The sequence below is a fragment of the Parafilimonas sp. genome, from assembly GCF_047606085.1.
Lineage (GTDB): Bacteria > Bacteroidota > Bacteroidia > Chitinophagales > Chitinophagaceae > Parafilimonas.
This window is the reverse complement of the sequence record NZ_JASGEX010000120.1, coordinates 61,952-75,828: the sequence shown is the minus strand read 5'-3', so window position 1 is coordinate 75,828 and position 13,877 is coordinate 61,952. Positions and strand designations below refer to the sequence as shown.

10 protein-coding genes are annotated in these 13,877 nt (G+C 44.0%); 3 read left to right on the top strand and 7 right to left on the bottom strand.

Going from position 1 to position 13,877, the window contains the following annotated elements:
• Positions 1-45 precede the first annotated feature (45 nt).
• The 6 genes from QM629_RS10705 to QM629_RS10680 all read right to left on the bottom strand — a co-directional run bounded on the left by QM629_RS10705 (position 46) and on the right by QM629_RS10680 (position 8,535).
• On the bottom strand, positions 46-3,264 hold the full coding sequence (locus QM629_RS10705) for a TonB-dependent receptor (protein WP_415159860.1): 3,219 nt from the start codon (positions 3,262-3,264) through the stop codon (positions 46-48).
• Positions 3,265-3,455: 191 nt separating this feature from the next.
• Positions 3,456-4,631 (bottom strand): FecR family protein, encoded by a 1,176-nt coding sequence (locus QM629_RS10700; RefSeq protein ID WP_415159859.1) that lies wholly within the window; start codon positions 4,629-4,631, stop codon positions 3,456-3,458.
• Between the two features lie 91 nt (positions 4,632-4,722).
• Entirely contained in the window at positions 4,723-5,310 is a 588-nt protein-coding gene (locus QM629_RS10695; RefSeq protein WP_415159858.1) for an RNA polymerase sigma factor, read from the bottom strand.
• A gap of 63 nt (positions 5,311-5,373) precedes the next feature.
• On the bottom strand, positions 5,374-6,600 hold the full coding sequence (locus QM629_RS10690) for an MFS transporter (RefSeq protein ID WP_415159857.1): 1,227 nt from the start codon (positions 6,598-6,600) through the stop codon (positions 5,374-5,376).
• 10 nt (positions 6,601-6,610) lie between these two features.
• The gene (locus tag QM629_RS10685) at positions 6,611-7,282 is read right to left on the bottom strand and encodes a DedA family protein (protein WP_415159856.1); all 672 of its coding nucleotides are present in this window, start codon (positions 7,280-7,282) and stop codon (positions 6,611-6,613) included.
• 20 nt (positions 7,283-7,302) lie between these two features.
• Positions 7,303-8,535: a dicarboxylate/amino acid:cation symporter gene (locus tag QM629_RS10680; protein ID WP_415159855.1), complete on the bottom strand. Its 1,233-nt coding sequence runs from the start codon at positions 8,533-8,535 to the stop codon at positions 7,303-7,305.
• Between the two features lie 133 nt (positions 8,536-8,668).
• Here QM629_RS10680 and QM629_RS10675 point away from each other — a divergent pair, with 133 nt between their 5' ends.
• The 3 genes from QM629_RS10675 to QM629_RS10665 all read left to right on the top strand — a co-directional run bounded on the left by QM629_RS10675 (position 8,669) and on the right by QM629_RS10665 (position 12,354).
• On the top strand, positions 8,669-10,126 hold the full coding sequence (locus QM629_RS10675; protein WP_415159854.1) for an amino acid permease: 1,458 nt from the start codon (positions 8,669-8,671) through the stop codon (positions 10,124-10,126).
• Between the two features lie 250 nt (positions 10,127-10,376).
• The gene (locus QM629_RS10670) at positions 10,377-11,240 is read left to right on the top strand and encodes a hypothetical protein (protein WP_415159853.1); all 864 of its coding nucleotides are present in this window, start codon (positions 10,377-10,379) and stop codon (positions 11,238-11,240) included.
• Between the two features lie 100 nt (positions 11,241-11,340).
• The gene (locus tag QM629_RS10665) at positions 11,341-12,354 is read left to right on the top strand and encodes a pseudouridine synthase (protein ID WP_415159852.1); all 1,014 of its coding nucleotides are present in this window, start codon (positions 11,341-11,343) and stop codon (positions 12,352-12,354) included.
• 175 nt (positions 12,355-12,529) lie between these two features.
• On the opposite strand, the gene QM629_RS10660 is transcribed toward QM629_RS10665, so the two are convergent.
• Positions 12,530-13,774: an NAD(P)/FAD-dependent oxidoreductase gene (locus QM629_RS10660; protein ID WP_415159851.1), complete on the bottom strand. Its 1,245-nt coding sequence runs from the start codon at positions 13,772-13,774 to the stop codon at positions 12,530-12,532.
• Positions 13,775-13,877: the final 103 nt, after the last annotated feature.

The following is a 13,877-nucleotide window of genomic DNA, read 5'->3' as shown; positions in this document are numbered from 1 at the left end:
GAAAAAAATTATCATGCTCGGTTTCATTATGCAGTTTTTTTACAATTAGAAAGTCACATTTAAGCCAATGATGAAATCCCTTGATTGCGGGTAGGTGCCAAAGTCAACACCGGGCGCCGTGTTTTGGTCTGTGGTTGACTGGCTTGCGCCGCTGAAGGCGCTTACATCAGGATCGTAGCCTGAGTATTTGGTAAACGTGAGCAGGTTCTCGCAGGTAAGGTACAATTTGCACTGGCTCACTTTCACTTTTGCCAGTGAAAATGCCGGAACCGAATAGCCCAGCGTAAGCGCTTTCAGCCGTACATAAGAACCGTTCTCTATGAACCTTGTGGAAGGATAAGCATTTGTCCAGTCGTTGGCCGTAGCCCTTGGCACATTCGTTACATCGCCTTCTTTTTCCCATCTTTTTAAAACTGTTGCGCTCTGGTTCATGGCCAGTGCCATAGATTCAGACAGGATGCGGGTGGCATTGAACAGGTGGCTGCCCTGTACGCCCTGGAAGAAAACTTCCAGCGTGAAATTTTTATAGCGGAAATTATTGGTAAAGCCAAATACATATTTCGGGTTGGCGTTGCCAATGATGCCAATGCTGTCTTCGCTGCCATCGGCGGTTTGCAGAAAGTTTATATCGCCGGTTTCAGGATCCACGCCCAGGGAGGTTTTACCGTAAAACATTCCCAAAGCATGGCCTTCCGTTACAATGGCGGTATAAAAATCATCGCCCGAAGCATTAACGGCGCCGGCAGGAATGGTGTTGCCTATAATGTTCAGCACCTTGTTATGGTTAAAGGAAATATTGAAATCTGTGTTCCAGGTAAAATTGTTGTGCACTATATTTTTCGAGCTGACGGAGAACTCAAAACCTTTATTGAGCAGGCTGCCTGCGTTCTGCAGGGCCGTGGTAAAACCGGTACTGGCAGGCTGCGGCACATCCAGCAGCATATCGGTGGTTTTTTTATAGTAATAGTCTGCAGTAATGCTTACGCGGCTGTTTAAAATGGCAAGGTCAATGCCTATGTCGGTTTGGGAAGTTTTTTCCCATTTCAAATCTGTGTTCTCCAGTGTAGTGGGGGTGTAGGCCGTTAGCGTATTGCCATTGATGAGGTACCTTGACATGGTGTCTATCAAACCATACCAGGCATAAGGCGTTGCCCTGTCATTACCCACCAGGCCCCAGCCGGCGCGTATCTTTAGGTCGTTTACGAAAGGCAATGCATTCTGGAAGAATTTTTCCTGCGAAATTCTCCAGCCAACAGAGAAGGATGGAAAATAGCCCCAGCGGTTTTGCTGCGGGAACTGCCCCGAGCCATCTGCCCTGAAATTGGAGGTGAACATGTATTTGTCTTTGTAGGAATAGTTCACCCTGCCAATGAATGAGGCGTGCGATTTACGTACATAATAAGGCGAAGGCAGCGCCTGCACATTGCCCGATCTCACATTGGTATTTGCGGCGCCGGTAAAATCGTAGGAAGACAGGTAGAGATTATCGGTTATTTCTCTTGATACAATAAAACCGCCCAGTGCATCGAAGCTGTGATTATTTATTTTGGTGGAATACGTGGCGGTGTTCTCTGAGATCCAGTAATTGTATTTATAATCATTTTCAGCAGCAATGCCCGAAAGCGATTTGCCGTAACGGGTTTGAACAGAATCCTGGTAAGAGTTATATATGCCTTTATTGTGCTCAAAGCCAAACAGGCTCTTTACTTTCAGACCTTTTACAACCGTTGCTTCGGCATATACATTGCCCTGCCACCGGTTGGTTTTGTATAAATGATCGGGCTGATAAACCGTTGAAACGGGGTTTTCCAGGTCGTTTAAAAACGGGCTGCGGGCATACATTTCCGGGTCGTCGGCATCGCGTATGCCAATGTTTGGGATGGTGGTAATCAGCCGGGTAATTACACCGTTGCGGCTGTTTTCAGGTACATCTTTATCATTCCAGTGATCATAAGAAATACTTGTTCCGACTTTTATAAATTTGGTAAGCTGATGATCAAGATTGAGCTTTAAAGTTCCGCGGTTAAGGTTATTATTAATAACAATACCCTGCTGGTTAATGATGGCGCCGGAAACATAATAGCTTGTTTTGGCGGTGCCGCCGGTGGCAGACAACTGGTAATTGCCGGTAACCGCAGTACGGAACACCTCATCCTGCCAGTTGGTATTTTTATTATACGTATCCCAGTCTGTTGTATAACCCATTTCGGTGGCCAGCGCCTTAAACTGTTCGCCGTTCAGCACATCCAGTTTTTTCCAGGGGGTGGAGAACATGGCCGAAGTGCTGAGGGCTAATTTCAGCTTTTGGTTTTTACCGCGTTTTGTAGTGATCAGCACCACGCCGTTGGCGCCGCTCGTACCGTAAATAGCGGCAGAAGCAGCGTCTTTTAAAATGGTAATGCTTTCAATATCTGAAGGATTAATTTCATTGGTATTGTAGGTAGGTACGCCATCCACAATATATAGTGGATCACTTGCCGAAGTGATGGAAGCCGTGCCGCGAACCCTGATGCTGAAGCCCGCCTGCGGCTGGCCGGATGAACGTATAATCTGCACACCGGCTGCCTTTCCTTCAATGGCATAGCCAAACTGCGTATTGGGCCGGTCTTCCAGGTCTTTCGATGATAACGTGGAAACGGCGCCCGTAACATCTTTCTTTTTCTGGGAGCCGTAGCCAACAATTACAATCTGGTTCAATTCGTTATCCTGCCTGAGCAATGTTATGGTTATGGGTTTATTTGTTTCTGCTTCAACCTCCTTCGCTTCATAACCCACAAAACTCACAACCAGCACCACATTGCCCTTTGCCGTACTTATTGTGAATTCGCCTTTTTCATTTGTAACAACCGCTTTATTGCTGCCTTTTATTTTTACGGTGGCGCCCGCCAGCGGCGCATCATTGGCGCCCAGCACAACGCCCGTAATTGTTACGGTGGCTGCACTTTCTGCCTTGTTATTTGTTTCAGGCCGGTCAGTAAGCTCTACTACTACCGTTTTTTCAAAAATATTATAGCGAAGCGGCTGGTTGGAAAAACAAATATCCAGCGCTTTCTGAAAGGGCATATTCTTTACATTAACTGAAATGTTATTGGCGGCCAGCAACTGCGTTTCCGTATAAATAAAGGCATATCCTGTTTGCTTCTGCAGCTCGCCCAGCACCGTTGCAAAAGGCGCATCGCGCATATTAAGCGTTACCTTTTGGGTAATGCCTTTGGCGCTTACGCTGAGCGTGGCACACAGGATGAGAACAGTGGTTAATTTCATTACTAAAAAAGCTTTGGTGTGTTGTTGTAGCCGCTTCGTTATATAGCGGCAGCATAAAGCACAATAGTTCATACTTTTGTTAAGTTTCGGATTAGATAATTTAAGTCGCAGCCAGATTTAATTTTACCGGTCTGAAATCATCGCCGCTTCGTGTACCAGACGAGGCGGTTTTTTTAACCGGAAAAAATGCTTTATTTATTTACTTCAATATTGTTCCCGTTTATGGTAAAATGAACGGCGCCTGTAGCCTGCAGCATGTTCAGCAGTTTTGAAACATTTTCCTGCCGGCTTATATCCCCATAAAATTTTTCGTTGATGTTGTTTGCATAATGCACTTCTATGCCGTACCATCTTGTCACCTGTCTCATAATCGTATTTATGTCAGCGCCTTTAAAGCTGAAAAAGCCATTCTTCCAGGCCATTACCATTGCCGTATCAACACTGCTGATAATTTTCACCCCGTTTTGCACCACAGCCTGCTGGCCGGGATGCAGCAAACCTTCGCCGTTTTGCTGCGAAACCAGCAGGGCGCCTTCCAGTAAGGTAACCTCTGTTGCAGGCTCGTCTTTATATGCATTAATATTAAAATGCGTTCCCAAAACCTTTGATACCGTGTTTACTGTTTTTACATAGAATGGCTTTGCAGCATTTTTAGCTACTTCAAAATAAGCTTCGCCGGTAATTTCTACGGTGCGGTTATCGCCATTGAACGCCACCGGATAATGCAGGGAACTGGCGGCATTCAGCCATACTTTGGTGCCATCGCTTAACGTGAGATGCACAACCTGGCTGCCCGCAGGGTTTTCAAGCGTGTTATAAACAGTTGCCTCATTATCTTCAGTATCAGCACGGTTGTAAACAATATTGCCTTCGGCTGTTTTTACAATAGAAGCATTGTTTTCCCGGGCCATATTGCCGGAACGAACGCTGTCAATTGCCAAACTGTTCCCGTTGTTCAGGATTATTCTTGCTTTTGCGCCAGGCGCTTTTATATCGTATGCTTCAGACGGCTTTTGTGTGATTTGTTTTTCTTGTTCCGACGGAGAAAAAAAGAGCAATGCAGAAGTTATCAATACAATCAAAACGGCTGCAGCCCAAAACAGGCTGCGGTATTTAAAACGGTTACTGATAATGGTTGCTGGTGAATATCGTTTAGAAAATTGTTGCCATGCAGCACTCGCATCATAACTATCCATTTTTTCCAGCTCCTGTGCTACAAAATCTTTATTGATTACCCGGTTGAATAAAGTTTTATGATCTTCAGATTCATCAAGCCAGGCATCTAACTCCTGCTGCTCAACATTGGTAATACTTCCGTTTAAATGTTTGGAAATAAGTTCAGAAATCCGGCTGATGAAATCCTGCATAAACATTGCTTTTGGCTACTTACATTACATAAGCATATACCTATAACACGAACAACACCTGCATTTTCCCACGCAAAAAGAAATATTTTTTTTAGCGGAAGATTTTTATCAGCGACAGCAACACAAGCAACTCGTTTTTTAAGAGCGCTGCCTTTAAAATTTTAATGGCTTTGGCTTTTTGGTTAAGCACTGTTTTGGGTGTAATGTTCAGCATGCCGGCTACCTGCTGCGTTGAATATTTTTTAAAATAGATAAGCTTAAACACCTCACCGCATTTTTGGGGCAATTTTTCTATTTGCCGGTGCAAGGCTTCCATCACTTCGGCCGTGATTAAATTTTCAGAATCAAATGCATCTGTGTTTTGGCTGATGTACAGCATTTCGCGGTGCGAACCTTCGTGCCGTTTAAGGGCGCGCAAATGATCAATGCAACTGTTTCTTGCGGCGGTGTATAAAAACGATTTTATATCACGGAGCGAAGCAAAATCTTCTTTCTTTTTTAATAGCTTTATAAAGCAGTCCACTGCTATATCCTGAGCCGTTTGCCTGTCGGCTATAAGTTTTTCAGCGTAGTAACAAAGGCCCCGGTAATAACTTTCAAAAAGGAACTTTGCAGCCGCAGCGTCGCCGTTACTGAATTGTTTAACCAGATCATCATCATCTTCCCAAAAACCATGCATGTTTGTTATGCGGCGCTGATTTAAAAAAATACCCGCACGCTAAATTAAGCAATGCGGCTGCCATTATCCTTCAATATAATCAAGGTCTTTATGGTAAGTTTCATCAGTAAAAACTACAGATAGTATGCCTGTGATGAAAACAACAAGACCGGTTATCCAGCCTGCCGTTAAATAATTGCCGGTTGAGCCCTGCAGCCATACGAACAGCATAGACACAAGGTTAAGCGAGCCGCGAACCATGTTTGGAACAGTGGTGGCTACCGTGGCGCGGATGTTTGTACCGAATTGTTCCGCAGCCATGGTTACAAATATGGCCCAGAAACCGGTGCCAAAACCAAGCAGGGCGCATACCAGGTATAACTGTGTTGCAGCGGTATTGTGCAGGTTAAAAAACCAAACAATGGCAATAGCTGTTATAGCATAAAAAATATATAAAGCTTTCTTCCTGCTCATCAGCCATTTGCTCACAAAGCCAATAAGGATATCGCCGATTGATATGGCTGCATACGCAAACATTACGCTTTTTCCGGGGTCTATAACGCCCTGTATATGCATGTGGGCGCCAAATTCTTTTGAGAAGGTAATAAGAATGCCAATTACATACCAGGTTGGCAGGCCTATAAAAATGGCCGTAATGTATTTTCTTATGCGTGTTTTACTGGCAAACAGCATAAAGAAATTGCCTTTGGGCACATGCCTGTTCTCCATGCTTTTAAACATGCCTGATTCGAGCACGCTTACCCGCAACAATAATAAAATAAAGCCCAAACCGCCGCCGATGAAGTAGCAGGTCCTCCAGGGAAACATCTCTTTAATAAAAAAGGCAACCACGGCGCCGGTTAAGCCAATGCCTGCCACAAAGGAAGTGGCAATGCCCCGTTTTTCTCTCGGTAATAATTCTGATACTAAAGTAATGCCTGCGCCCAGCTCCCCGGCAAGGCCAATGCCCGAAATAAACCGTACCAGCGCATATTGGTTTACCGTTTGCACAAAACCATTGGCAATATTGCCGAGAGAATATAAAATGATGGAAGCAAACAGCACTTTCAGGCGGCCTTTTTTATCGCCCAGAACACCCCATAAAATGCCGCCTATGAGCAGGCCCAGCATTTGGATATTGATGATGAACAGGCCGTCTGATGCGATCTGTTCATCGTTCAGCCCAAGCGATTTTAACGATGGCACGCGGATGATGCTGAACAAAAGCAGGTCGTAGATGTCAACAAAATATCCCAGGGCTGCAACCAGCACGGCAAAGCTCAGCACCGATTGCTGCTTGTTATTTTTCATATTGCTTTTCTTACTCGTTTTTATTTCTGGAAAAAAAGAATTTATAAATAATCGGAAGGGTGGAAACCGCAACGATAATGATCACGATCATTTCGAGATGTTCTTTTAAATCAATCCCGAAATTTTTCATAACCCATTTATTCAGAAAGTGACCGGCAAAAAGCATAACGCCCACCCAGGCCACACAGCCAATAATATTAAAATAGGTGAATTTTTTCCTGTCCATTTGCACCACACCGGCCACAATGGGCGCAAAGGTTCTTATAATGGGCACAAAACGTGCCGCTACAATAGCCCATCCGCCATATTGGTTATAAAAATCTGTGGCGCGCACCAGGTATTTTTTCTTGAAGAAGAAACTGTCTTTTCGCTCATACAGGAAGGGGCCGCTTTTGCGCCCAAACCAATAGCCGGCAAAGTTTCCAAGCACGCCTGCTATGGCAATTATTACCCATAAGAAAAGCAGGTCAACAAACTCATTGGAGGAAGGAATAACGTAGGAAGCAAGGTCGCGGCTGTAAATGCCGGCCACAAACAGCAGGCTGTCGCCGGGCAGAAAGAAGCCGGCAAATAATCCTGTTTCGGCAAATATGATAAAGAGCAAAAGCCATAAACCGCCTATCTGGATATAAAATTCCGGGTTAATGAGGTCGTGCCATTGAAAATCTAATAAATGAATCATTGTGTGTTTTTAATATTTAATCAATCCAAAGCTTTCTCCCATTTGCTTACAGCGCTTGTGGCCAGTGCATTGCCAAGCACATTGGTTGCTGTACGGAACATATCGCAAAAATGATCTATCGGCAATATTAAAGCAACGCCCTCCGGCGGAATTTTAAACATGGCGCAGGTGGCTGTTACCACCACCAGCGACGCCCTTGGCACACCGGCAATACCTTTGCTTGTAAGCATTAATACGAGCAGCATGGTTAGCTGCGCCCCATAATCGAGATGAATTCCATAAGCCTGGGCAATAGCCATGCTTGCAAAGGTCATATACATCATGCTGCCATCGAGGTTAAAAGAATAACCCAGTGGCAAAACAAAAGAAACTATTTTTTCATCACAGCCAAAATCTTCCAGCTCGCTGGTGAGCTTTGGAAAAACTGCTTCGCTGCTGGTGGTGCTGAATGCAATAATCAAAGGCTGGATAATGTGTTTTAGAAGGCGGGGCAGCCGCTTGTTTAAAATAATAAACCCTGCTATGAGCAGCAGCAGCCACAATAATATTATGCCAATGATGAAATACAAAAAGTAGTGCGCATAGAAAATAAAGATCTTTGGCCCCTGCGTGGCCATAACGCCCGCAATAGCGCCAAACACACCCAGGGGGGCAGCCAGCATTACATAATTCACTATGGTAAGAATAACATGTGCAACGGCATCGAGGCCTTTGATGATGATCTTTCCCTTTTCGCCCAAAGCGGCTGTGGCCACGCCAAACATTACCGAAAACACTACAATTTGCAGTATCTGGTTTTCAGCCATTGACTGAATTACGCTTACCGAAAAAACATGCTCTACAAAATTTTGCAGGCCGAATTGCTGCGTTTTGCCCATAAGGTCTTTTGCGCCTGCTGCATCCGCATTGCTTAATTCAATAGCGGCGCCTGGCTGAAAAAGATTTACCAGCAGCATGCCCAAAAGCAAACTGGCCAGCGATGCGGAAATAAACCAAAGCAGGGCTTTGCCGCCTACGCGCCCTACGGTTTTCATATTGCCCAGTTTGGCTATGCCCACCACAAGCGTTGAAAAAACGAGTGGGGCAATCACCATTTGCACCAGCCGCAAAAAAATGGCGGAAAGGAGCTTTATATTTTGGGAAAACCCGGTTTTGGTTTCGGGGGTGCAAAACACAAATACAATATAGCCGGCCAGCATGCCCAAAACCATCGCCCCTAAAATATAAAGTGTAAGATTACTGCGTTTTCTCATCAGCGTAAATTCGCTTGCAATATAATATTAATAAGGCCAATCCGCTATTGGTAAAACAAAGCACTGTAAAACATTTTACCTGCAAAGAGAATAAATCGTTATTTTTCCGGCTATTAACATTAAAAAACCACTTATGAGTTTGTTTGTAAAAAAACCAATTACCGGGCTTTTGGCAGAGTCGCAGGATACAAGCTCCCATTCCCTTAAAAAAACATTAGGTGCGGGGGGCCTGGTTGCGTTGGGCATTGGCGCCATTATTGGCGCAGGCCTTTTCTCTATTACAGGAGGCGCTGCGGCTAACCAGGCCGGGCCTGCTATTGTAATTTCATTTATTGTAGCAGCGCTCGGTTGTGCATTTGCCGGTTTGTGCTATGCAGAATTTGCTTCCATGATCCCTGTTGCGGGAAGTGCCTATACATACTCTTATGCAACAATGGGAGAATTTATTGCCTGGATAATTGGCTGGGACCTTGTGCTGGAATATGCGGTTGGCGCCGCTACGGTATCTATAAGCTGGAGCAGGTATCTTGTAAAATTTCTTGATTATTTCAACATACATCTTTCTACCGCAATAACAGCAGGTCCCTGGGATGGCGGAATGATGAACCTGCCTGCCGTTTTCATTGTGGTATGCATGAGCTTATTGCTCATAAAAGGCACTAAAGAATCTGCTACGGTAAATGCGCTGATAGTAGCCCTGAAAGTGTTGGTTGTTTTAATATTCATTTTTTTGGGATGGCATTATATAGAGCCGGATAATTATAAACCTTTTATACCGCCAAATACCGGCACCTTTGGAGAATTTGGGTTCAGCGGTGTTATTCGGGCGGCAGCTATTGTATTTTTTGCTTACATAGGTTTTGATGCCGTGAGCACGGCTGCGCAGGAGGCCAAAAACCCTAAACGGGATATGCCCATCGGTATTTTGGGGTCTTTGGTAATATGCACCATACTCTATATCCTGTTTGCACACGTTATGACGGGCGTAACCCATTATACCAGCTTTGAAGGCCAGGACGGCATTGCGCCGGTAGCCGTAGCAATAGACCACATGGGAACAACCAATGCAAACGGGCAGATGGTGCCGGATTATCCCTGGCTGAACAAAGCCATTATAATTGCTATTCTTGCAGGTTATTCTTCCGTTATACTGGTAATGCTGATGGGGCAAAGCCGCGTATTCTTTTCCATGAGTAAAGATGGCTTATTACCACCTGTATTTTCAAAAGTGCATGAGAAATTCAGAACACCGGCAAAATCAAATTTATTGTTCATGGTATTTGTAAGCCTCTTTGCTGCGTTTGTGCCGGCACGGGTTGTGGGCGAAATGACAAGCATCGGTACTTTGTTTGCTTTTATACTGGTATGCATAGGCGTGTGGGTATTGCGTGTGAAACATCCCGAATTACAACGGGCCTTTAAAACCCCGCTGGTACCCATTGTGCCCATCCTGGGCGTAGGAACCTGTTTGTTTATGATGGCGTTTTTGCCCTGGGATACCTGGCTGCGTTTGATAGTCTGGCTGCTTATTGGCCTTATAATATATTTCAGATATGGCTCTAAGCACAGTAAATTAAGAAACAGCAAATGAATTTTTTGACTGAATATCTCCTACTTAAGGAGAGGCTGTCCCAAACTATGGGGCAGCCTCTTTTTATCTGGCATACGAAAACTTGAAATATACCCTGTAAATGAAGCAGGGCCTTCAATCCCTCCATTAAATGTTATCCTTACATTTATTTTATTCTGTTCCTTTTCGTGGCATAAAATTTGATTTGCTGTTAACGCTTTAGACTGCTTACCCTCCATTTTTAATTGCTTAATTCTTAAAATTATTTTCAATGAGAAAATTGTACTACGCTGCATTGTTTGCAATGCTTGGCATTATTTCCTGTAAAAAAGAAACGATTCAGGAAAGCAGTGCCGTTTCCGCAAGTGAAGAATCGGATGCTTCCCGATATTCAGGCACAGTGATAGGGGGGCAACAGGTATTAACGATTGCCACCGGCGACTACACCTATCCCACATCCCAGGCTTTATTATGGTTGCCTTACGGTTACATATACCCGGCAAATGCAGAAAAAAAATATCCTTTGTTCATTGCTTTGGACGGGATGAGTGAGCAAGGCACTGATATTACTGCCTTACTGCATTCCGGCACCATTGCATACCATATAGCCAATGGATGGAACCCGGTTTCTGTAAACGCTGCAAACAATAAGAAGTATGCATTCATTGTGTTCACACCACAATGCCCGGTTGCATGGGGCTGGAGCGCTCCGCATATAAAAACAATGCTGGCTTCTTTAAAAGCAGACTACAGGATAGATACTACCCGTATTTATATTACCGGTTACAGCGCCGGCGGCTGGGGGTTATGGAGCTGTATTACCGACGATGTAAGCCTCTGCAAGCAGTTTGCCGCCATTGGGCCGGTGAGCTCAGCGCCCGGCAGCTATCCTGATAAAATAACCAATGTTGCCACATATGGCATTGCCTGCTGGAATATTTGCGGCACCGCCGATGCGTTTTACCCAACGGCTGTTACGTATAACACCATCATAAATGCGGCTGGCCCAACCAAAACCGTAAAATTAACGAGCCTGACAGGCGTGGGCCACAGCGCCTGGAACCAGGCTTACGATACAAGCTGGCGGGTAAATAATAAAAACTTTTTTGAATGGGCTCTGCAATATCATAGATAACCGGACAATTTTAATCCGTTCTGCTGAAAATGCTTTAAGCTTAAGTTTTAAAGCATTTTTTTGTTTTATTAATTTGACATTTGCTGTTTAAAGCACATACATGAAGCAGCATTCGTTTGAAAAATTCATCAATAAAGAAAAAAACTCCCGTAAGAAAGAAGCAATAAAACAGGAGAAGCGCAAATGGAAGGAAGAAAAAAAGAAACGGCATGAAGAACGGGCAAGGGATATGAATTATGAAATGCAGGTTTCAAAATTCATATCTTCAAAAAAAGAAAATACGCAACCGGGCCGCAGGCCGTTAAAGCAGGCTTCAAAAGCCAAAGCAGCAAATGCAGATAAGCCCGCTTCGACCGAAATGCCGCTTAATAAATTTATTGCATACGCAGGCGTTTGCGGCAGGAGGGAAGCTGCTGAACTGGTTAAAGAAGGCAAGGTTAAAGTAAACGGCAATATTATTTATGAGCCGGGCTTTAAAGTTACTGCTGCTGATATAATTGTATTCAACAATAAAAAGCTTCACCTGCAAAAAAACCTTGTTTACATCCTGCTGAACAAACCGAAAGATTATATTACTACTGCAAAAGATACACACGGCCGGAAAACGGTTTTTGAGCTGGTGCAGCAGGCAACGGATGAAAGGATTTACCCGGTTGGCAGGTTAGACAGAAATACAACCGGTGTTTTATTGCTTACCAATGATGGGGAACTTACACAAAAATTAACCCATCCCTCTTTCGAAATAAAAAAGATATACGAAGCAAAGCTTGACAAGCCTTTACTGAAAAAAGATATGGAAGCCCTTCTTAAAGGCTTTGAACTGGAAGATGGCTTTATTGCCGCCGATGCAGTTGGCTATGCCGGTGAAAAAGATAAATCGCTCATTGGCATTGAAATTCACAGTGGCAGGAACCGCATTGTGCGCCGCTTGTTTGAACATTTGGGTTATGAAGTAAAAGGCCTCGACAGGGTATTATTTGCTAACCTCACCAAAAAAAACCTGGAACGGGGCAAGTGGCGTTTTCTACATGAAAAAGAAGTGCGGCTGTTAAAATATATGAACCAAAGCTTTGTAAGAAAGAAATCCAAAGCGGCGCCTGAAAAAAGCGGGTAAGCCAGCATTGTGCCGGGGAGACGTTTAAGAAGGAGAATCCATCCTGCCATCGGGTACTTGCATGCATCAGATCACATGCCTGTTGTAGCCGTATTGCAGTTGATGTAATGAATGATGTCCAACAAATCCGCTAAGCACCTGTTGCCATAACAAATGCCAGTTTTTTCATCATCCTTCAAAAATTAAACCGTTCAACCTCAAAAGCTTTCAAGTCAACACCTGGTGTTTGCCCATTAATTAATTCAGAAACCAGCTTGCCTGTGCCTGCTCCTAAACTCAGGCCCAACATTGAATGCCCGGTTGCCACCGTTACATTTTTATATTTTTTTATCCTGCCGATATATGGCAAACCATCTGCTGATGTGGGGCGATAGCCAAACCATATTTTATCTTGCGATGGCATATCAATTTTAAATTCAGGCAAAAAATCTTTTATGGCATCTATAATACCTTCCACACGATGATAGCGTGGTGGTGCTTTTGTGCCCACCACTTCCATGGTGCCGCCATAACGCATCTTTTTGCCATTTTCAAAAGGAGTGATCGCTACACGGCCTTCTGTAAGAATGGCCGGATGGTTCAGCTTATATTCAGGGTTTTCTAAAGTAAATGAATAACCCCTGCCTGGCATTAACGGAATTTTTGTATCAAGCATAGCAGCTACTTCGCGGCTCCATGAGCCAGTGGCTACAATAACTTCATCTGCATCATAAGCGTTGCTGCCGCATAACACTTTTGTTATTTTGCCATTGGCTTTTTCAAAGCCGGTTACTTCGCCATGTATTAATTCAACACCTTGTTTTGGTAAATAATTTTTTAAAGATGCCATTAGTTTATCCGGATATAAATGAGCATCGCATTTAAAGTTAATAGCGCCCAATGCATTAATTTTCGTTTGCGGTTCCAGGGCCTGTAACCCTTCTGCATTTAACAGCTCAACATCAAGGCCAAGCTGCTTGCCGGTTTTCACCGTATGTGCAGCATGCTGCGCCACTTTTCCGGTCTTAAAAATTTCCAGCATACCTTTCTGCTCAAAAGCCATATCAAAGCCTTCAATCTTTTCCCATTGCTTATATTCATCCTGGCTAAATACAGCTATATTTTTCAAAGGGGTTGCTGCACTTTCAACATTCTTTTGCGTAGCGCTGCGCATGAATTTCAGGCCCCAGTCAATCAAAGAAACGTTTAGTGAGGGCTGAACATAAAAAGGGCTTCGGCTGTTGAACATCCATTTAATACCCTGCCACACAATACCCGGCGCGGCCAAAGGTATAAAATGGCTTGGGCATACATAACCCAGGTTGCCATAAGAACAATTGTCTGTAAAATTGCCCTTGTCAATAACAGTAACTTTGTGCCCCGAACGCTGTAAGTATAATGCGCTGCTAAGGCCAATTATTCCTCCACCTATTACAACCATATCTTTCATTTTACATTACTGTTTGAAAGTTTAAAGCTATTGCAATAACAAATTTTCAAATTGCGAAATTAGAAATGGTTGGGCAACCAGAGTTGTCAATTAT